The sequence below is a fragment of the Streptomyces sp. NPDC006487 genome, assembly GCF_042870555.1.
Lineage (GTDB): Bacteria > Actinomycetota > Actinomycetes > Streptomycetales > Streptomycetaceae > Streptomyces.
Genome location: NZ_JBIAHN010000012.1, coordinates 169,256 through 188,828, shown reverse-complemented (window position 1 = coordinate 188,828; position 19,573 = coordinate 169,256). Strand labels below are relative to the sequence as shown.

Annotated in this window: 20 protein-coding genes; 17 read left to right on the top strand and 3 right to left on the bottom strand. The window is 70.3% G+C overall.

Annotated elements, in window-relative coordinates; all coding sequences use genetic code 11:
• Positions 1 to 73 precede the first annotated feature (73 nt).
• The 4 genes from ACFYM0_RS22450 to prcA all read left to right on the top strand — a co-directional run bounded on the left by ACFYM0_RS22450 (position 74) and on the right by prcA (position 2,532).
• Entirely contained in the window at positions 74 to 286 is a 213-nt protein-coding gene (locus ACFYM0_RS22450) for a ubiquitin-like protein Pup (protein WP_030294332.1), read from the top strand.
• 71 nt (positions 287 to 357) lie between these two features.
• Complete coding sequence (locus tag ACFYM0_RS22445) at positions 358 to 933, top strand: endonuclease VII domain-containing protein (protein WP_388504253.1); 576 nt, start codon at positions 358 to 360, stop codon at positions 931 to 933.
• Positions 885 to 1,724 carry a proteasome subunit beta gene (gene prcB, locus ACFYM0_RS22440; protein ID WP_243334024.1) on the top strand — a complete coding sequence of 280 codons (840 nt, stop codon included), beginning with the start codon at positions 885 to 887 and terminating at the stop codon, positions 1,722 to 1,724. Before ACFYM0_RS22445 ends, prcB begins: the two co-directional genes overlap by 49 nt.
• Positions 1,725 to 1,767: 43 nt before the next feature.
• On the top strand, positions 1,768 to 2,532 hold the full coding sequence (gene prcA / locus ACFYM0_RS22435) for a proteasome subunit alpha (RefSeq protein WP_250740361.1): 765 nt from the start codon (positions 1,768 to 1,770) through the stop codon (positions 2,530 to 2,532).
• 73 nt (positions 2,533 to 2,605) lie between these two features.
• On the opposite strand, the gene ACFYM0_RS22430 is transcribed toward prcA, so the two are convergent.
• Positions 2,606 to 3,616: a LacI family DNA-binding transcriptional regulator gene (locus ACFYM0_RS22430; RefSeq protein WP_388503978.1), complete on the bottom strand. Its 1,011-nt coding sequence runs from the start codon at positions 3,614 to 3,616 to the stop codon at positions 2,606 to 2,608.
• A 147-nt stretch (positions 3,617 to 3,763) separates the two neighbouring features.
• Between ACFYM0_RS22430 and ACFYM0_RS22425 the strand changes: the two genes are divergently transcribed.
• From ACFYM0_RS22425 to ACFYM0_RS22365, 13 genes are all read left to right on the top strand, one after another.
• Positions 3,764 to 5,053: an MFS transporter gene (locus tag ACFYM0_RS22425; protein ID WP_388503975.1), complete on the top strand. Its 1,290-nt coding sequence runs from the start codon at positions 3,764 to 3,766 to the stop codon at positions 5,051 to 5,053.
• Positions 5,054 to 5,189: 136 nt separating this feature from the next.
• Positions 5,190 to 6,551 (top strand): Pup--protein ligase, encoded by a 1,362-nt coding sequence (gene pafA / locus ACFYM0_RS22420; protein ID WP_053678744.1) that lies wholly within the window; start codon positions 5,190 to 5,192, stop codon positions 6,549 to 6,551.
• Positions 6,552 to 6,687: 136 nt separating this feature from the next.
• Positions 6,688 to 7,626, top strand: coding sequence for an FKBP-type peptidyl-prolyl cis-trans isomerase (locus ACFYM0_RS22415; protein WP_388503971.1), 939 nt, complete (start codon positions 6,688 to 6,690; stop codon positions 7,624 to 7,626).
• Between the two features lie 48 nt (positions 7,627 to 7,674).
• Entirely contained in the window at positions 7,675 to 8,052 is a 378-nt protein-coding gene (locus tag ACFYM0_RS22410; protein ID WP_327251900.1) for an FKBP-type peptidyl-prolyl cis-trans isomerase, read from the top strand.
• A 171-nt stretch (positions 8,053 to 8,223) separates the two neighbouring features.
• On the top strand, positions 8,224 to 9,186 hold the full coding sequence (locus tag ACFYM0_RS22405) for a WYL domain-containing protein (protein WP_327307579.1): 963 nt from the start codon (positions 8,224 to 8,226) through the stop codon (positions 9,184 to 9,186).
• A 111-nt stretch (positions 9,187 to 9,297) separates the two neighbouring features.
• On the top strand, positions 9,298 to 10,326 hold the full coding sequence (locus ACFYM0_RS22400; protein ID WP_388503968.1) for a helix-turn-helix transcriptional regulator: 1,029 nt from the start codon (positions 9,298 to 9,300) through the stop codon (positions 10,324 to 10,326).
• A 23-nt stretch (positions 10,327 to 10,349) separates the two neighbouring features.
• Positions 10,350 to 10,562 carry a hypothetical protein gene (locus ACFYM0_RS22395; RefSeq protein ID WP_388503966.1) on the top strand — a complete coding sequence of 71 codons (213 nt, stop codon included), beginning with the start codon at positions 10,350 to 10,352 and terminating at the stop codon, positions 10,560 to 10,562.
• A gap of 26 nt (positions 10,563 to 10,588) precedes the next feature.
• Positions 10,589 to 10,789 (top strand): hypothetical protein, encoded by a 201-nt coding sequence (locus tag ACFYM0_RS22390; RefSeq protein ID WP_388503963.1) that lies wholly within the window; start codon positions 10,589 to 10,591, stop codon positions 10,787 to 10,789.
• Between the two features lie 170 nt (positions 10,790 to 10,959).
• Positions 10,960 to 11,259 (top strand): Sec-independent protein translocase subunit TatA, encoded by a 300-nt coding sequence (tatA, locus tag ACFYM0_RS22385; RefSeq protein WP_388503961.1) that lies wholly within the window; start codon positions 10,960 to 10,962, stop codon positions 11,257 to 11,259.
• Positions 11,260 to 11,320: 61 nt separating this feature from the next.
• Positions 11,321 to 12,286 carry a twin-arginine translocase subunit TatC gene (tatC, locus tag ACFYM0_RS22380; protein WP_388503958.1) on the top strand — a complete coding sequence of 322 codons (966 nt, stop codon included), beginning with the start codon at positions 11,321 to 11,323 and terminating at the stop codon, positions 12,284 to 12,286.
• 37 nt (positions 12,287 to 12,323) lie between these two features.
• Positions 12,324 to 13,238 (top strand): diacylglycerol kinase, encoded by a 915-nt coding sequence (locus tag ACFYM0_RS22375; RefSeq protein ID WP_388503956.1) that lies wholly within the window; start codon positions 12,324 to 12,326, stop codon positions 13,236 to 13,238.
• Between the two features lie 65 nt (positions 13,239 to 13,303).
• Entirely contained in the window at positions 13,304 to 16,165 is a 2,862-nt protein-coding gene (locus ACFYM0_RS22370) for a DEAD/DEAH box helicase (protein ID WP_388503953.1), read from the top strand.
• A gap of 90 nt (positions 16,166 to 16,255) precedes the next feature.
• Positions 16,256 to 16,906 carry a helix-turn-helix domain-containing protein gene (locus ACFYM0_RS22365; RefSeq protein WP_388503951.1) on the top strand — a complete coding sequence of 217 codons (651 nt, stop codon included), beginning with the start codon at positions 16,256 to 16,258 and terminating at the stop codon, positions 16,904 to 16,906.
• On the opposite strand, the gene ACFYM0_RS22360 is transcribed toward ACFYM0_RS22365, so the two are convergent.
• Positions 16,903 to 17,862 carry an RluA family pseudouridine synthase gene (locus tag ACFYM0_RS22360; RefSeq protein WP_388503949.1) on the bottom strand — a complete coding sequence of 320 codons (960 nt, stop codon included), beginning with the start codon at positions 17,860 to 17,862 and terminating at the stop codon, positions 16,903 to 16,905. The two genes, ACFYM0_RS22365 and ACFYM0_RS22360, sit on opposite strands and share 4 nt — an antisense overlap.
• Positions 17,863 to 17,880: 18 nt before the next feature.
• Positions 17,881 to 19,425 (bottom strand): serine hydrolase, encoded by a 1,545-nt coding sequence (locus ACFYM0_RS22355; protein WP_388503946.1) that lies wholly within the window; start codon positions 19,423 to 19,425, stop codon positions 17,881 to 17,883.
• Positions 19,426 to 19,573 lie beyond the last annotated feature (148 nt).

The window sequence follows — 19,573 nt, the reverse complement described above, 5'->3', positions numbered from 1 at the left end:
GTCTGATCTTGAGGGATCCCGAATTCGCGGGGTCTTTCACGTGAGCGTGCGAACCGAGCGGGGTGAGCTAGACATGGCGACCAAGGACACCGGCGGCGGACAGCAGAAGGCGCAGCGCTCGACCGAGGAGGTCGAGGAGGCCGCGGTCGAAGAATCGACCGACCTCAAGGAGCGACAGGAAAAGCTCTCCGACGACGTCGACTCGGTACTTGACGAGATTGACGATGTCTTGGAGGAGAACGCCGAGGATTTCGTGCGGTCGTTCGTGCAAAAGGGTGGCGAGTGAAGGTCCCGGCTTAGCTAAGCCTTCGAATCGAAGGTGCGGGGGGTTGTGTGGCCGAGGCGCCGCCTGAAGGAATGAAGCGTTGCTCGCGCTGTAAGCGTGTTCAACCATTCGAGGCTTTCGCGAGTAATCGCGCGATGCGGGACGGCTTTCAGGCGTACTGCCGTGAGTGCCAGGCTGACCACTACAAACAGCGGCAGGAAGCGAAGGGGCGGACGGTACGGGAGAAGATCCCCGTACCGTCGGGCCACAAGCGTTGTCCCCAATGCGGGGAGATCAAATCCCACTCCGAGTGGGAGCAGAACAAGACGAGCTCGGACGGCTGGGCCAGCTACTGCCGTGAATGTCGTGCCCAGCGGAACCGGGCCTCGTACTTCAAGCGGCACTACGGCATTACCGAGGCCGAACGCGACGAGATGATCGCCGCCCAGGGCGGGGTCTGCGTGATCTGCCAAGAGGCTCCGGCGGAGCATGTTGATCACGATCACCGGACGGGTAAGGTCCGAGGCGTACTTTGCTTCGGCTGCAACGCAGGAATCGGGCAACTCAAGGATCGGCCGGACGTCTTGAGGCGTGCAGCCGCTTACGTGGAAGGAAACCTGTGGAACCCAACACTCGTAGCACAGGGCGTCTACCGGCAGCCTTCCTGACGCCGGGGTCGTCGTCCTTCATGGACTTCCTCGGGGCTCACCAGCCCGAGATGCTCCCGGGCAACCGGAAGCTGCCCGACGGGGTCATCGAGGCGCCGCACGGGACGACCATCGTGGCCGCCACCTTCCCCGGCGGGGTGGTCCTCGCCGGTGACCGGCGGGCGACCATGGGGAACATGATCGCGCAGCGGGACATCGAGAAGGTGTTCCCGGCGGACGAGTACTCCGCCGTCGGCATCGCCGGCACCGCCGGTCTGGCCGTGGAGATGGTGAAGCTGTTCCAGCTGGAGCTGGAGCACTTCGAGAAGGTCGAGGGGGCGACCCTCAGTCTCGAAGGTAAGGCGAACCGGCTGTCGACCATGATCCGGAGCAATCTGGGGATGGCCATGCAGGGGCTCGCCGTGGTCCCGCTCTTCGCGGGGTACGACGAGGCCAAGGAGCGGGGCCGGATCTTCTCCTACGACGTGACCGGCGGCCGCTCCGAGGAGCACGGGTACGCCGCGACCGGGTCCGGCTCGATCTTCGCCCGCGGGTCGATGAAGAAGCTGTACCACTCGAAGCTGACGGAGGAGGAGGCCACGACGCTCGTCGTGCAGGCGTTGTACGACGCCGCCGACGACGACTCGGCCACCGGCGGTCCGGACCTCTACCGCCACATCTACCCCATCGTCACCGTCATGACCGACGAGGGATTCCGCAGGCTGACCGACGAGGAGTCCTCGGAGCTGGCCCGCAAGATCACGAACCGTCGGCTGGAGCAGCCCGACGGTCCGCGCGCCGCCCTGCTCTGACCTCTGACCTCCTCGTCGTCCAGAAGAAAGGGACGGAAAGCCGGTGTCGACTCCGTTCTATGTGTCACCCCAGCAGGCCATGGCCGACCGGGCGGAATACGCCCGCAAGGGCATCGCCCGCGGTCGCAGCCTTGTTGTGATCCAGTACGCCGACGGCATCGTGTTCGTCGGTGAGAACCCGTCCCGCGCGCTGCACAAGTTCAGCGAGATCTACGACCGGATCGGCTTCGCGGCCGCCGGCAAGTACAACGAGTACGAGAACCTGCGCATCGGCGGTGTGCGGTACGCCGATCTGCGTGGATACACCTACGACCGTGACGATGTGACGGCCCGTGGGCTGGCGAACGTCTACGCGCAGACGCTCGGCACGATCTTCTCGAGTGCGGGGGAGAAGCCGTACGAGGTGGAGCTGGTGGTGGCGGAGGTCGGTGCGACCGCCGCGGGTGACCAGATCTACCGGCTGCCGCACGACGGGTCGATCGTCGACGAGCACGGGTCCGTTGCCGTGGGTGGCAACGCCGAGCAGATCAGTACCTACCTCGATCAGCGGCACCAGGACGGGATGACCCTGTCCGAGGCGCTGAAGCTGGCGGTGCAGGCGCTGTCGAGCCAGGCGAACGGTACGGACAAGTCGATTCCGGCGGAGCGGCTGGAGGTGGCGGTGCTGGACCGTACGCGGGCCCAGCAGCGCAAGTTCAAGCGGATCCGTGGCCGGCAGCTGTCGCGGCTGCTGGAGGCTGACGTTCCGGCGGCGGCTCAGGCGGATGCCGTGTCGAACGACGAGACTCCCGAAGAGGAAGCCGAGTAGGACGAGTACGGAGCGGGTGAGCGCCCCTGGCCTTTGGGCCGGGGGCGCTTTCGCGTTCCCGGGGACCGGGGACTCAGGTGGTCGGTGCCGGTCCCGTGGAGTCGCGGACGACGAGGTGGACCGGGATGTCGACCGGGGGGCGGAGGCTGCCCGGGCTGCCCTCGAGGACGGCGAGGAGGGCGGTCATGCCCTCTTCGCCGACGCGTTCGGCGGGGAGGTGGACGGTGGTGAGTTCCGGTTCGATGGCGGTGGCGAGGGCGAGGTCGTCGAAGCCGGTGACGGAGAGGTCTTCGGGGATGCGCAGGCCGAGGCGGCGGGCGGCTTTGCAGGCGCCGGCGGCGAGGATGTCGTCGTCGCAGACGACGGCGGTGGGGCGGCGGTCCGCGGGGGTGTCCAGGACGCTCTCCATGGCCGTACGGGCGGCTTCCACGCTGAGGTGGGCCCGTACGGTGCGCAGCTCGGTGGTGGGCGGCAGGTGGGCGGCCAGGGCGGCCGCGCGGACGTCGAAGGTCCAGGAGTCGATGGCGGAGGCGAGGTGGAGGAAGCGGTGGTGGCCGTGGGTGAGGAGGTGTTGGGCGGTTTGGCGCATGCCGTCGGCGATGGCGAGGTTGACGTGGGCGTGTGCGGTGTCGGCGGTGGGGTCGCTGTCGAGCATGACGAGGGGGAGTGCGTCGCCGCCGAGGGCGTGGAGGGCGTCGGCGGCCATGGAGGAGGCGATGACTCCGTCGAGGGCGGCGCGGGCGGAGGCGAAGGGGTTGCGGGCGGGGCCGGTGCCGTCGGGGGAGGGGTAGAGGACGACGCCGAAGCCGTGTTCGGCGGCGATGCGGGCGGCGCCGGTGTAGACGCGGGCGAAGAATTCGTTGGTGAGGGCGGGGACGACGAGGAGGGCGGTGCGGGTGGATCCGAGGCGGAGGTTGCGGGCGGCGAGGTTGGGGCGGTAGCCGAGTTCGGTGGCGGTGTGGCGGACGTGGTCGGCGGTGCGTTCGGAGACGCGGCCGCGCCATTTGTCGCCGAGGACGAGGGAGACGGTGGCCTGGGAGACTCCGGCGGCGGTGGCCACGTCGCGGCTGGTGGGTCTCGTCACACGGTGCTCCTGTAGTGCGAGGTCGCGGGGGGTGTGGGGGTCGGGTGGGTGGACCGTCCGACTGTGGTCATGGTACGTATAACCGGTCACGTTATACGTATTACTTGGGTTGTTCCGGGCTGGGTCCGGGCGGAAGAGGGGGCGGACATGGCCGCGGGTTACGCGGAGCTGCTCAGGACCCGGCATGCCGCGAGGCTGCTGGTGGGCACGCTCATAGGCCGGCTGCCGAACGGGACGGGGCCGATCGCGATCGTGCTGTTCACCCGGGCGGAGGGGGGCAGCTACAGCCTGGCGGGAGCGCTGGCGGCCGCGTACGGGGTGTCGAACGCGGTGGGGCAGCCGTTGCTGGGTCGGGCGGTGGATCTGTTCGGGCAGCCGCGGGTGCAGTTGCCGGCGGCTGTGGTGTCGGCGCTGGGCATGGTGTGGCTGGCGCTGGCCGGTACGGGGTCGGTGGTGGTGGCGTACGCGGCGGTGGTGGTCGCGGGGCTGTTCACGCCGCCGCTGGAGGGCGGGCTGCGGGCGTTGTGGCCGAGCGTGCTGGGTGGCAAGGAGGAGCGGGTCCATGCGGCGTACGCGATGGACGCGGTGGCTCAGGAGGTCATGTTCACGGTGGGGCCGCTGCTGGTGACGCTGTGCGTGGCGCTGTGGGATCCGGCGGTGGCGCTGCTGGTGCTCAACGGGATCGGGGTGCTGGGGGCGCTGTCGGTCGTGGTGTCGGAGCCTTCGCGTACGTGGCGTTCGGAGCCGCGGGAGGCGCACTGGCTGGGGGCGCTGCGTTCGCGGGGTCTGCTGGCGTTGCTGGGGGCGTTCTTCTTCGTGGGGACGGCGCTGGGGTCGATCACGGTGGCGGGTGTGGCGTACGCGGATGAGCACGGTGGTCAGGCGGTGTACGGCTGGCTGATGGCGGCTCTGGGTCTGGGCGCGCTGTTCGGTGGTGTGCTGTACGGGGCGAGGCAGTGGGTGGGGGCGCCGGAGCGGCGGCTCTGGTTGCTGCTGGCGTTGCTGGCGGTGTGTTATCTGCCGTTGATGCTGGTGCCGGGTGTGGTGGCGATGACGGGGTTCGCGGCGCTGGCGGGGGTGTTCCTGGCTCCGGCTCTGGCGTGTGCGTTCATCGTGGTGGACCGGCATGCTCCGGCGGGCACGGTGACGGAGGCGTTCTCGTGGCTGGTGACGTTCTTCGGGGTGGGTGCGGCGATCGGTACGGCGGCGGCGGGTCCTGCGGTGGAGGCGGGGGGCACGGCGGCGGGTTTCGCGGTGGCGAGTGTGGCGGGGTTCGCCGCGTTGCTGGTGCTGACGGTGACTCAGCGGGTGCTGGCGCGTCCGGGTGCGAGCCGTGCGGTGGCGGGTTCGGCGCCGGGGTCGGTGGCCGGGGGGTCGGCGGCGGGTTCGGCGGGGCCGTTGGAGGGCTCTGCGGAGGCTTCCGTGACGGGGGCTTAGGCGGGCTGGTGGGTGCGCGGTGGTCGGGCGGTGGGCGGGCCGGCGGGTGGGTGGTGGGGTGGCCTCTCGGGAAAATGATCGAAACGGCGCCTGCGAACTCGGTTTCAGAACAGAGCAGAAGGCGTAATGTTCAGTCATGGACCGCCGCATTTTCGGGCTGGAGAACGAGTACGGCGTCACGTGCACGTTCAGGGGACAGCGCCGACTGTCTCCTGACGAAGTGGCGCGCTACCTCTTCCGCCGTGTTGTGTCATGGGGCCGCAGTAGCAATGTCTTCCTGCGGAACGGCGCCCGCCTCTACCTCGACGTGGGTTCGCATCCGGAGTATGCAACTCCCGAATGCGACAACCTGATCGAACTGGTCACCCACGACAAGGCCGGCGAGCGCATTCTCGAGGGCCTGCTCGTCGACGCCGAACGCCGCCTGCACGAGGAGGGAATCGCGGGCGACGTCTATCTGTTCAAGAACAACACCGACTCGGCGGGAAACTCGTACGGCTGCCATGAGAACTACCTGGTGGCCCGGCACGGGGAATTCTCCCGGCTGGCGGACATTCTGATCCCGTTCCTCGTCACGCGGCAGCTGATCTGTGGTGCGGGGAAGGTGCTGCAGACGCCGCGGGGTGCGGTCTACTGCGTGAGTCAGCGGGCCGAGCACATCTGGGAGGGTGTCAGTTCGGCCACGACGCGTTCGCGGCCGATCATCAACACGCGGGACGAGCCGCACGCGGACGCGGAGCGTTACCGGCGTCTGCACGTGATCGTGGGCGACTCGAACATGTCCGAGACGACCATGCTGCTGAAGGTCGGGGCGACCGATCTGGTGCTGCGCATGATCGAGGCGGGCACGGTGATGCGGGACCTGACGCTGGAGAACCCGATCCGGGCGATCCGGGAGGTCAGTCACGACATCACGGGTCAGCGCAAGGTGCGGCTGGCGAGCGGGCGGGAGGCCTCCGCGCTGGAGATCCAGCGGGAGTACTACGACAAGGCCGTGGACTTCGCGGAGCGCCGGGGCATCCGTACGGGTGTCGTGGACCAGGTGCTGGAGCTGTGGGGCCGGACGCTGGACGCGATCGACGCGGAGGATCTGGACCGGATCGGGACCGAGATCGACTGGGTGATGAAGTACCAGCTGATCGAGCGGTACCGGGCGAAGCACAACATGACGATGTCGAATCCGCGGGTGGCTCAGATAGACCTCGCGTATCACGACATCCACCGCAGGCGCGGGCTGTACTACCTGCTGGAGCGCAAGGGGCAGGCGGCGCGGATCTGCAACGACCTGAAGATCTTCGAGGGCAAGTCGGTGCCTCCGCAGACGACGAGGGCGAGGCTGCGGGGTGACTTCATCCGTCGTGCGCAGGAGCAGCGGCGGGACTTCACGGTCGACTGGGTGCATCTGAAGCTGAACGACCAGGCGCAGCGCACGGTGCTGTGCAAGGACCCGTTCCGGTCGGTGGACGACCGGGTGGAGAAGCTGATCGCGGGGATGTGAGGGCATACGGGGCGCTGATTGGCGTCGTGTGACATCGCACTGATCTTGGCCAGGGCCTCGTACGGATCTCGTACGGGGCCCTGTCCACGCCTTAGAGTGGCGACGACCTATGTGCCGTCTGAGATCTGAGGAACACGTGCGCCGACTTGCCGGCCTGCTTGTCGTACCCCTTCTGCTGCTGTCGACAGCGGCCTGTGGCGACAGCGGCTCCGACTCCGCCGAGATGAAGAACGGGGCGCCCGCGATCACGAAGGGCGCCAAGTTCGGGGAGACCCCCACCCTGTCGAAGGGGTCGGGCAACCCGCCGAAGGAACTGAAGGTGGTGACCATCAGCGAGGGTGACGGCCCGGCGCTGAAGAAGGGCGACATCGCCCAGGTCAACTACCTCGGCCAGGTCTGGGACGGCAAGGAGCCGTTCGACCAGAGCTTCGGCAAGGGCAAGCCGTTCGACGTGACCATCGGTGCGGGTCAGGTCATCAAGGGCTGGGACCAGGGCCTGGAGGGCAAGAAGGTCGGCAGCCGGCTGGAGCTCGTGATTCCGCCGGACCTCGGTTACGGCGAGCAGGGCTCGGGCGAGAAGATCAAGGCGAACGCCACGCTGGTCTTCGTCGTGGACATCGTCAAGGGCACCTCCGTCCCGGTTTCGGCCAAGGGCAAGGAGGTCCCGCAGACGGACGCCGCCCTGCCGAAGGTCGGTACGAACACGGACGGCAAGGAAGTCTCCGTGACCGTTCCGAAGGACGGCACGCCGCCGGCGAAGCTGGTGTCGAACTACGTCCTGGAGAGCGACGGCGCGGTCGTGAAGGACACCGACAGCGTCGTCGTCAAGTTCAACGGCAAGACGTGGAAGGACGACAAGACGTTCGAGAGCACGTACGGCACCGACACGACGGTGACGTGGCCGCTCGCGGAGCTTCAGGTCAAGGGTCTGAAGGACGGCATCGTCGGCAAGAAGGCCGGCAGCCGCATCCTGCTGGTCATCCCGGCGGACCAGGGTTTCGGTGACAAGGAGCAGGGATCCATCCCGGCCAACTCGACGCTGGTCTTCAGCCTCGACATCCTCGCCGTGGTGTAAGACTGTCCAGGTTGTCCCCCTGTTCGTAAGTTTTTGAGGAGCAGTTCCGTGAGCGACAAGCTCGAGAAGCCCGAGATCGACTTCCCCGAGGGCCCGGTCCCGGCCGACCTCGTCATCGAGGACATCTGGGTCGGCGAGGGTGCCGAGGCCAAGGCGGGTTCCCGCGTCTCCGTCCACTACGTGGGCGTGGCCTTCTCCTCCGGCGAGGAGTTCGACGCTTCCTGGGGCCGCGGCGCGCCGCTGCAGTTCCAGCTCGGTGTCGGCCAGGTCATCTCCGGATGGGACCAGGGTGTCCAGGGCATGAAGGTCGGCGGCCGTCGCAAGCTGACGATCCCGGCCCACTTGGCGTACGGCGACCGTGGCGCCGGCGGTGCCATCAAGCCGGGCGAGACGCTGATCTTCGTGTGCGACCTGATGGCCGCCTGATCGGTCCGCTGTGAGGCGACGCTGCGAAGCGGCGCCGCGAAGCGTGTGGGGCCCCTGTCTCGAAGGCAGGGGCCCTCGCTTTTGCCCAGGACCATCGGGGCGGTACGGTCAGCGGTCACGAGGGTGTACCGGGGACACGACTCGAAGGTCTGGAAGGGCGGATGGGCGTCGATGGCGATTGCCAAGGCCGAGCGGCTGATGAATCTGGCGCTGTGTCTGCTGGGGACGCGCCGGCCGCTCAGCAAGCGGGAACTGCGCGGTTCCATCGAGGCCTACATGGAAGCCGGGAACGACGAGTCCTTCAACCGCATGTTCGAGCGGGACAAGGACGATCTGCGGGAGCTCGGGCTGGTCATCGAGACCGTCGAGAACCTGGAGGGCGACACCGGGTATCTGGCCCGCCGTGATTCCAACCGGCTGCCGCCCGTGGCGCTGGACGCCGAGGAGGCCGCGGCCCTGGGGCTCGCGGCCAAGGTCTGGCAGCAGGCCCGGCTCGCCGGGGCGGCCAGTGGCGCGCTGCAGAAGCTGCGCGCCGGCGGCATGCCGGAGGCCTCGGATCCGTACGAGGGCCAGCACAGTGCCATCGAGCCGCGGATCCCGGTGCACGAGGCGGCCTTCGAGCCGCTGATGCTGGCCTGCCGTGACCGTCGCCCGGTCGTCTTCGACTACCGGAAGTCGACCGCGGCGCGTCCCGAGACCCGCCAGGTCGAGCCGTGGGCGCTGGAGTGCTGGCGCGGCCACTGGTACCTGGCGGGCTTCGACCGCGACCGCGGTGCGGAGCGCGTGTTCCGGCTCTCGCGGATCACGGGCAAGGTCCGCTCGCGCGCCGCCAAGTACACCGCCGAGGTCCCGGACGTGGTGACCGTGCGGGAGACCGTGGCGAGCTGGGCCGGGGAGAGCGCGGAGCGCTCCGCGCTGATCCGGCTGCGCGCGGGGGCGGGCTATCCGCTGCGGTCCAGGGCCACGGCGGTGCGCGAGGGGGCCGGCGGCGAGGGCTGGGACGAGCTGGAGATCCCGTACGGCCACGGGCTGGACGCCTGGCTGGTGGAGTTCGGTCCCGATGTCGTGGTGCTGGAGCCGGCCGACCTGCGGGCCGGAGTGGTGGACCGGCTGCGGGCCGTGGCCAAGGGCTAGGAGCGGCCCGTCGCCGGACCGCGCGGGCCGTGCGGAGCCGCGCGGGAGCGGGTGGACCGGGTGGACCGGGCAAGATCATTGAGCAACGCCCTGAGGGGGAGACGTACCAGCATGGCTGCCAACGCCATCGATCAGACGCGCCGGATGCTGTCCCTGGTGACGTACCTGCGCGAGCGCCCGGGAGCGCACGTCGCGGACGTGGCCCGGGCCTTCGGGATCACCGAGGACGAGCTGATTTCGGACCTCGACGTGCTGCCCATGTGCGGGACCAGCTTCCGGGGCGGTGACCTGCTCGACATCGACACCGACGGGGAGCGCATCTGGTGGCGCAACCCCGACGCTTCGGGGGAGTCGACCGCGGAGCCGCTGCGGCTTGCCGCCGACGAGGCGACGGCGCTGCTGGTGGCGGCCCGCGCCGTGGCCACGCTGCCGGGGCTGCGCGAGGGGGACCGCCAGGCCCTGCTGCGGGCCACCGCCAAGCTGGAGGCGGCCGCGGGCGAGGTGGCCGGGGCCAGTTCCCGGCTGTCGGTGACCTTCGAGTCCGAGGGCGGGGTCTTCGCCGATGTGGACCGGGCCATCGCCGAGCGGCGCCGGCTGTGGCTGCGCTACTACTCGCCGGCGCGCGACGAGCTGACCGAACGCAAGGTCGACCCGATCCGTCTGTTCGCCGTCGGGCACACCTACATGGAGGGGTGGTGCCACCTCTCCGAGGCCCGGCGCACCTTCCGCCTGGACCGGGTGGCCGAGATCCGGCTGCTCGACGAGCGGGCCGATCCGCCGGTCATCGAGCCCCGTGACCTGTCCGAGGGGCTGGTCCAGCCGGCCGCCGAAGACCCGGAGGTCGTGATCGAGGTCGGTCCCGGTGGGCGCTGGGTCGCCGAGTACTACCCGCACGACAGCGCCGAGGAGCTGCCCGAGGGCGGCCTGCGGATCACCTTGCGCACCCCCGACCCGGGCTCGCTGCGGCGCCTCGCGCTGCGGCTGGGCCGCGAGGGGCGGATCGTGGCCCCCGTGGAGCTGGCGGACAGCGCGCGCCGGGCGGCGCGGGAGGCGCTCGCCGCGTACGAGGGCGGCGCGGCCGGGGACGTGCCGGCAGGGGGCGTGGCGGCCGGGAGCGGCACGGCCGGGGAACAGGGCTGAGGGGCCGAGGGGGGATCCGCGCGATGTCGGTCGCGTTCAAGGCGTCCTGTCCCGACTGCCGGGCCCGCTTCGAGCTGGACGCGGGCTCCCTGCGTCTGGCCATCGGCGGCAGCCGGCGTACGACCTTCTACTCCTTCACCTGTCCCGAGTGTGAAGCTCCGGTACGCAAACCGGCCGGTGAGCGCATCGTGGAGCTGCTGACCGGTGGCGGCGTGAGCACCCTGCGCAGCGTGTGAGGCGGGTGGTGGCCTACGCTCGTCGCATGCTGTGGCCGATGTTCGCAATCGCTCTGGGCTTCCTCGGGGTCGCCGTCCTCGCCGTGCTCGCCGTGCGGGTCTTCGTGGAGGTGCGCAGGCTCTCCGTCCAGGTCGCGGACGCCGGGCGCCGGATCGCGGACGCCTCCGCGGAGCTGGAGCAGGCCGCTGCGGGCCTGGCCAGGGCCGGGCGGTCCGTACGGCCATAGCCATCGTCGGGCAACCGTCGTACTGTCGGAGCACGCAAGCGGTGATGCCCCAGGGGATTGCCTGGCGTTAACCCCCGGGGGTTACGATCCATGTCAGAACGGCTTACCGATCTCGGTCAGGGCCGTCTCGACTACCACAACCAGCCGTTTCGGTGAGAAGGAAGACACACATGATCGGCAACCTGAAGCCCCTCGAAATCCTCCTGATCGTCGCCGTGATCTTCCTGCTGTTCGGTGCCAAGAAGCTTCCCGACATGGCCCGCTCGCTCGGCAAGTCCGCCCGCATCCTCAAGAGCGAGGCGAAGGCGATGAAGAAGGAGGGGGAGGCGGAGGACGCCGCCACCGCCGCTTCCGTCGCCGACCCGGCACCCCAGCAGCAGACCACGGCCCCGCGCACGATCCAGGCCTCGCCCGGTGACGTGACCAGCGCCCGCCCCGTGAACGAGCCCAACCACACCACGCAGGGCTGACGGCGGCCGGTCCGCCGGTCGCGCGCGCACCAGTCAACTGCAACGAGACAAGGGACGTGGGTTGCTCAAGTCTGCCCGCAAGCAGGAGAAGCAGGACCAGAAGGCAAAGGACGCCGAAGGGCGGATGCCTCTTGTCGAGCACCTGCGTGAGCTGAGAAACCGGCTGCTGAAGGCAGTCCTTGGGATCCTCGTGATCACGATCGTGGCCGCGTTCTTCTACAAGGACCTGATCGACTTCATGATGAAGCCGATCCTGGACTCGGTCGGCTGCTACAACGGCGTGATCGAGCAGCGCAACGGGAAGCCCTGCGCCGCCATGACGGTCAACGGCCTCATCGCTCCGTTCTCCATCGCCCTGAAGGTCTCCCTCACCGCCGGTGTGGTGCTCTCCGCGCCGGTGTGGCTGTACCAGCTGTGGGCCTTCGTGGCCCCGGGTCTGCACAACCACGAGAAGAAGTACGCCGTGGCCTTCGTGGCGGTCGGTGCGCCGCTGTTCGGCGCCGGCGCGGTCCTCGCGTACAACGTCCTGCCGCAGACCGCCGTGATCCTGCTGGAGTTCACCCCCGAGAACGCGAGCAACCTGCTGCCGGTCGACGACTACCTCGACCTGGTCACGCGCATGATCGTGGTCTTCGGCCTGGCCTTCGAGCTGCCGCTGCTGCTGATCCTGCTCAACGTCACCGGGGTGCTGACCGCGAAGCGGCTGGCGAGCTGGTGGCGGGCCATGGTGCTCGGCATCACCCTCTTCGCGGCCTTCGCGACGCCCACCGGTGACCCGCTGACGATGCTGGCGCTGGCCGCGCCGATCGTCGCCCTGTACTTCATCGCGCTCCTGGTCTGTTACCTCAACGACCGCAGGCGGGCACGGAACAATCCCGACGCGGGCCTCGACGACGACGAGGCCTCCGCGGTGGACCTGACCCCGGCGGAGGTCGGTGCGGTCGAGGCCGTGGCCGTTCCGAGCGCCCTGCCGGAGCAGGCCGACGGCGGACGCCAGCGGATCAACGGCTACGACGACGCCACCTGATCGACGCGGGTCCGCCCTGGCAGGTACATTCCCGCGGGTGAGTGCTGAGATCACCCTCTTCGTCAATCCCACCGCAGGAAGCGGCCGGGCCGCGCACGCCGCGCAGCCGGCCGCTTCCGCGCTTCGCGGGGCCGGTTTCTCGGTGCGGACCGTCGTCGGCGGCGATGCCCCCGACGCCCTGGCCCGCCTGCGCACGGCGGTGCGCGAGGGCACCGGGGCGGTGATCGCGGTCGGTGGCGACGGGATGGTCTCCCTCGCGCTGCAGGCGCTCGCGGGCACCCTGGTGCCGCTCGGGGTGGTCGCCGTGGGCACCGGGAACGATTTCGCGCGCGCGATGGGACTGCCCGTACGGGAACCCGCGCGGGCGGGCCGGCTGGCCGCCGAGGCGCTCAAGGAGGGCCGGATCCGCGAGATCGACCTCGGCCGGGTGGGCGGGGACGGCGCGGGGGACGGCGCCGGTGGCACCTGGTACGGGACCGTGCTGTGCTCCGGCTTCGACTCGCGGGTCAACGACCGGGGCAACCGGATGCGGCTGCCGCTGGGCCGGTTCAAGTACGACCTGGCGATGGCTCTGGAACTGGCCGCCTTCCGGCCCTTCCCGTACCGGATCACCCTGGACGGCGGGCCGGTCCTGGAGACCGAGGCCACGCTGGTGGCCGTCGGCAACGGCACCTCCTACGGCGGCGGGATGCGCATCTGCGCGGACGCGGTCCCCGACGACGGGCTGTTCGACGTCACCGTCGTCGGCGACTGCAGCCGCACCACCCTGCTGAAGGTCTTCCCGCGGGTCTACAAGGGCACCCACCTCGACCATCCGAAGGTCACCGTCCACCGGGCCGCGCAGGTGACCCTGGAGGCGGCAGGCATCACGGCCTACGCGGACGGCGAGCCGCTGGGTCCGCTGCCGGTGAGCGCGCGTTGCGTCCCGGGGGCCCTGCGGCTCCTGGCGTAGGACGTCCGGGCCCGCGCAAAAGATCGCGACTGTTGTCAGGGGCGGCGGGTAGGCTCGAGAACAAGATGACCGAAGAACTTTCTCCCGCCGAGCGGTACGCCGCTGCCCGGATCCGCGCCGCCGAAGAGGCCACGGCCCTGGCCCCCTTCCGCGAGATGTACGAATTCGACCTGGATCCTTACCAGATCGAGGCCTGCAAGGCACTGGAGGCCGGCAAGGGCGTCCTCGTCGCCGCCCCGACCGGCTCGGGCAAGACGATCGTCGGCGAGTTCGCCGTGCACCTGGCGCTGGCGCAGGGCCGCAAGTGCTTCTACACCACGCCCATCAAGGCCCTGTCGAACCAGAAGTACGCCGACCTCGCCAAGCGCTACGGCGCCGACAAGGTCGGCCTGCTCACCGGCGACAACAGCGTCAACTCCGATGCGCCGGTGGTCGTCATGACCACCGAGGTGCTCCGCAACATGCTGTACGCGGGCTCGCGGTCGCTCATCGGTCTGGGCTACGTGGTGATGGACGAGGTGCACTACCTCTCCGACCGGTTCCGCGGAGCCGTCTGGGAGGAAGTGATCATCCACCTCCCCGAGTCGGTGACCCTGGTCTCGCTCTCCGCCACCGTCTCCAACGCCGAGGAGTTCGGCGACTGGCTCGACACCGTGCGCGGCGACACCCAGGTGATCGTCTCCGAGGAGCGGCCCGTACCGCTGTGGCAGCACGTCATGGCCGGGCGGCGGATCTACGACCTCTTCGAGGAGGGGTCCGACCACGGCGGACGCAGCTCCGCGCGCCGCGAGGTCAACCCCGATCTGCTGCGGATGGCGCGCGAGGAGAACAGCAGCCGGTACAGCCCGAAGGACCGGCGGCGCGGAAAGATGGTCCGCGAGGCCGACCGCGAGCGCGAGCGGCGCTCCCGCGGCCGGATCTGGACCCCCTCGCGCCCCGAGGTCATCGCGCGGCTGGAGGGCGACGGGCTGCTGCCCGCCATCAACTTCATCTTCAGCCGGGCCGGCTGCGAGGCCGCCGTCCAGCAGTGCCTGTACGCGGGGCTGCGGCTCAACGACGACACCGCGCGGCTGAAGGTGCGCGAGATCGTCGAGGAGCGGACCGCCTCCATTCCCACCGAGGACCTGCACGTCCTGGGGTACTACGAATGGCTCGAAGGCCTGGAGCGTGGCATCGCCGCGCACCACGCGGGCATGCTGCCCACCTTCAAGGAGGTCGTCGAGGAGCTGTTCGTACGGGGTCTGGTGAAGGCGGTCTTCGCCACCGAGACCCTGGCGCTGGGCATCAACATGCCGGCGCGCACGGTCATCCTGGAGAAGCTCGTCAAGTGGAACGGCGAACAGCACGCCGACATCACCCCCGGCGAGTACACGCAGCTCACGGGGCGGGCCGGGCGCCGGGGCATCGACGTCGAGGGCCATGCGGTGGTGCTGTGGCAGCGGGGCATGGACCCGGCGGGCCTGGCCGGGCTCGCGGGTACCCGTACGTATCCGCTGCGCTCCAGCTTCAAGCCCTCGTACAACATGGCCGTCAACCTGGTCCAGCAGTTCGGGCGGCACCGCTCGCGCGAGCTGCTGGAGACCTCCTTCGCGCAGTTCCAGGCCGACCGCTCAGTCGTCGGGATCTCCCGGCAGGTGCAGCGCAACGAGGAGGGCCTGGACGGCTACCGGGAGGGCATGACCTGCCACCTCGGTGACTTCGAGGAGTACGCGCGGCTGCGCCGCGACCTCAAGGACCGCGAGAACGACCTGGCCAAGCAGGGTGCGGCGCAGCGGCGGGCGCAGGCGGCGGCGTCGCTGGAGAAGCTCAAGCCGGGCGACATCATCCACGTGCCGACGGGCAAGTTCGCCGGTCTGGCCCTGGTGCTGGACCCGGGGGTCCCGGCCGGGCGGTCCAACGGGCACCGCGGGCACGAGTACACGGAGGGTCCGCGCCCGCTGGTGCTCACCGTGGAGCGGCAGGTCAAGCGGCTCGCCGGGATCGACTTCCCGGTCCCCGTCGAGGCCATCGAGCGGATGCGGATCCCCAAGACGTTCAACGCGCGCTCCCCGCAGTCCCGTCGGGACCTGGCGTCTCAGCTGCGGACCAAGGCCGGGCACCTCACCGTGGAACGGCACGCGCGCGGGCGGGCGGCCGCGGCCGACGACCGGGAGATCACGCGGCTGCGCACGGCCCTGCGGGCGCACCCGTGCCACGGCTGTGACGAGCGCGAGGACCACGCCCGTTGGGCGGAGCGCTACCACCGGCTCCAGCGGGACACGCGGCAGCTGGAGCAGCGCATCGAGGGCCGGACGAACACCATCGCCCGCACCTTCGACCGGATCCACGCGCTGCTGACGGACCTGGACTACCTGCGCGAGGACGAGGTGACCCCGCACGGGCGTCGGCTCGCCCGGCTCTACGGAGAGCTCGACCTGCTGGCGTCGGAATGCCTGCGGGCCGGCATCTGGGAGGGGCTGAGCCCGGCCGAACTGGCCGCCTGCGTCTCGGCGCTGGTCTTCGAGGCCCGGCAGTCCGACGACGCGGTCGCGCCGAAGGTGCCGGGGGGTGCGGCGAAGGCCGCGCTGGGCGAGATGGTCCACATCTGGGGCCGGCTCGACGCACTGGAGGAGGAGCACGGCATCAACCAGGCGGAGGGCGTGGGCCAGCGCGAGCCGGACCTCGGCTTCGCGTGGGCGGTGTACCAGTGGGCCTCCGACAAGAGCCTGGACGAGGTGCTGCGCGAGGCGGAGATGCCGGCCGGTGACTTCGTGCGCTGGTGCAAGCAGGTCATCGACGTACTGGGGCAGGTGGCCGCCGCGGCGCCCTCCTCCTCCGCGCCTCCCTCCTCGGATTCCTCGGGGGGTGGCAGCACCGTGGCCCGCAACGCCCGCAAGGCGGTGGACGCGCTGCTGCGCGGTGTGGTGGCCTACAGCTCGGTGGGGTAGCCGGACTTGTAGGTTCCTCTGAAAGTGGTCCTGGCTGGATCTCACCTCTTGCCATGATCGATTCGGTGTGTGCCGTGGGAAAATCAGGCCATGACTGGTGGAACGGATGACGGGCCGAGACGGGTCGGTCGGCCACGCGCCGATCAGCTGAGACAGGCGAGCGGGCGGCCGCCGCGCGAGGAACTCCTCTGCGCGGCGGCCGAATTGTTCACGGTGAAGGGGTATGCGGCCACCACCACGCGGGCCGTGGCCGAACGGGCCGGAATGCGCCAGGCCACGATGTACCACTACTTCGGCGGCAAGGAGGAGCTCCTCGCCGAACTCCTGGAGTCCACGGTCGCACCCTCCCTGGAGCTGGCCCGCCGGCTGGTCGCGGAAGCGGATCGGCCCGCGGGCCGCAGGCTCTGGGAGCTGTGCCGCTCGGACGTGATGCTGCTGTGCGGAGGGCCGTACAACCTGGGCGCGCTCTACCTGTTGCCCGAGGTCTCCGGTGCGCGCTTCGCGCGCTTCCGCCGGATGCGCCAGGAACTCAAGGACATCTACCGGGAGTTGCTCGACGAGGCCCACGCCGGAGCCGAACTCTCCGGTGACAAGGCCGGGTTGGTGCTCCGCAACGACCTCGTCTTCGGCCTCATCGAAGGCGTGATGCTGATCCACCGCTCGGATCCGGCGCGCCCGGTGGCCGCCTTCGCGGAGGCCACCGCCGACGCGGCGCTGCGGATCGCGGACGTGGGCCGCTAGGCCCCTTCCTCCCAGCCCGGCCGGTCCGCCCAGGCCTGCAGGGTGCGGCCGCTCTCGATCCGGTGTGTGATCCCGGTGACGGGGTCGGTGAACTCCAGGGTGCGGGCCAGGAGCTGGAGCGGGCGCCGGTAGTCGTCGGGCGCCGGATCGCGGACCACCGGATAGACCGGGTCGCCCAGGATCGGAAGGCCCAGGCTGTTCATGTGCACCCGCAGCTGGTGGGTGCGCCCGGTGTGCGGGGTCAGCCGGTAGCGCCCGGTGTCCCCCTGGACCGCGAGCAGTTCGGCCAGGGTCTCGGCGTTGGGCTCGGCGCCCGCGACCTCCGTCGCCGCCATCACCCCGCGCACCTTCTCGATGTGGCTGCGCAGGGTCCGGGGGAACTCCACCGCCGGGTCGTGGGGTGCGAGCGCCTCGTACTCCTTGCGGATCCGCCGCTCCTGGAACATCAGCTGGTAGGCGCCCCGGTCCTCGGGCCGGATGCTGAACAGCACCAGCCCGGCGGTCATCCGGTCCAGCCGGTGCGCGGGGCTCAGCGCGGGCAGGCCGAGCTCCACCCGGAGCCGGGCCAGGGCCGTCTGGAAGACGTGGCTGCCGCGCGGGGTGGTGGCCAGGAAGTGCGGTTTGTCGGCCACCAGCAGGTGCTCGTCGCGGTAGACGACCCCGATGGGGAAGGGCACCACGGGCTCGGGCGGCATGTCCCGGTGGAACCACAGGAAGCCGCCCGGCTCGTACGGGTCCTGCGGCCGCAGCACCCGGCCGCCGACGCCCAGCACCCGGCCGTCCCGCAGCAGGCGGGCCATGGACTCCTCGCCGCGCGTGCCCTCGTAGCGTGCCGTGAGGTAGGAGCCGAGGTCCGGCCAAGTCCCGTCCGGGTCGGGGGGCAGCCGCATGCGGACCGGGTCGATGCCACTGACCTGGGGCAGGGGCGCGTCGGGGAGGTGGGATCTGCGCTTCACCGGGTACAGGCTATGCGCCTAGTCACGGGTGAAGGTCCCGAGGTGGTCGGCGTCCAGGTACTCGATGCGGACCGTGCCGTCGGCGGGGGAGAAGAACACCCCGGTGCGGCCCACCGCGTTCTCCCCGGCGGTCTCGTAGCTGAAGGTGTCCCCGTCGTAGTGGGTGAGGGGGAAGACCATCGGCTCCGGTCCGAGGGCCAGGGTCAGCTTGCCCTCGCTCGTGGCGGCCACGGTCGCCTTGCCGTAGTAGGGGTTGTCGTAGGTTCCGGTGTACGCGGAGTCCTCCCCGGCCGGCTTCGCGCCGGTGGGCGGGCGGGAGTAGTCGGTGGGGGAGCGGCCCTCCGCGTTGATCTGCGCGTAGAGGGCGCCGGTGAGGGCCAGCCAGTCGGTGGTGGCCTTCCCGTGTTCGGCGGTGTCGAAGAAGTCGGCGGCGACGGCGTCGGGGAGGCCGACGGGAGCGCCGTTGGTGAGGACGACGATGCCGAGCTTCTCGAGCGGGAGCATGGTGACGCTGGTGTTGGCGCCGAGCTCGAAGGCGCCGGAGTGGCTCAGGCGCAGGCGGCCCGCGTCGTCGTAGCCGACGTTCCAGCCCAGCCCGTAGAAGCCGGTGCGGCCGGTGGGGGAGGCGGGCGGCTGCGAGACGATCTCGGGGAGATGGGTGCGGGCCAGGGCGTCGGCCGGGATGATCCGCTTGCCTTCGAGGGTGCCGCCGGAGAGCTGGAGCCGCAGCCAGCGGGACATGTCGCGGGCCGTGCTGCTCACCCCGCCGGCCGGGGCCTGGGCGTCGGGATCGCGGACGTAGCGCGGGCTCCAGGTGCCGTCCGCGTTCTTGACGTGGGTGGCCGCGTGGTCGGGGGCGTCGACGAAGGCCTGGAACTCGGTGCTGGTGTGCGTCATGCCGGCGGGCTTGAAGAGGGTGTCGGCGCTGAGCTTCTGCCAGGTGGCGCCGTGGGAGCGGGCGATCGCCTCGGCGCCGGCGGTGAACCCGTAGTTGGTGTAGGCGTAGCTCGCCCGGAAGGGGCTCAGGGGCGCCAGGCGCAGGTGGTCGAGGATGTACGCCTGGTCGTAGCCGAGGTCTTCGAGGAGGTCACCGGCGTGGTCGGGCAGGCCGCTGCGGTGGGAGAGCAAGTCGGCGGTGGTGACGTGGGAGGTCACCCACGGGTCCTTGAGGGCGAAGCCGGGCAGCTCGGTGTGCCGGTCGAAGTCGGCGGGGTCCTTGAGGACCCCGGCGGCGACGGTGGAGGAGATCGGCTTGGAGAGCGAGGCGACTTGGAAGACGGTGTCGGGGTTCACCGTCGCCGGGTCGCCGACGCGGCGCAGGCCGAAGCCCTTGAGGTAGACCACCTCGTCGTCGTGGACGACGGCGACGGAGAGCCCCGGGACCCCGGTGCGGCGCATCATCTCGTTGATCGTCGCATCGAGGCGCCGCACCGCCGTGTCGACCTGGGTGTCGGTGAGCCGGGCGGTGGGCGCGGGCGGCGGAGTCGGCGCGGCGGTCGCGGTCCCGGCCGAGGCCAGGAGGGCGGCTGCTCCGGCTGCCGTGATTGCGCGGAGCGTACGCATGGGGCCATTGTGCCGCCGAACGGGTGATCCCGCCTTGCGTAGTCGCCGGCCGCCGGCCCCGCTGGATCCGGGAGGCGGGGTGTCGCCGGACGTTCCCGTGGGGGATTTCGTGCCGGCCGGTGGGTTTCGGGCCCCCGGATCCGTCCGG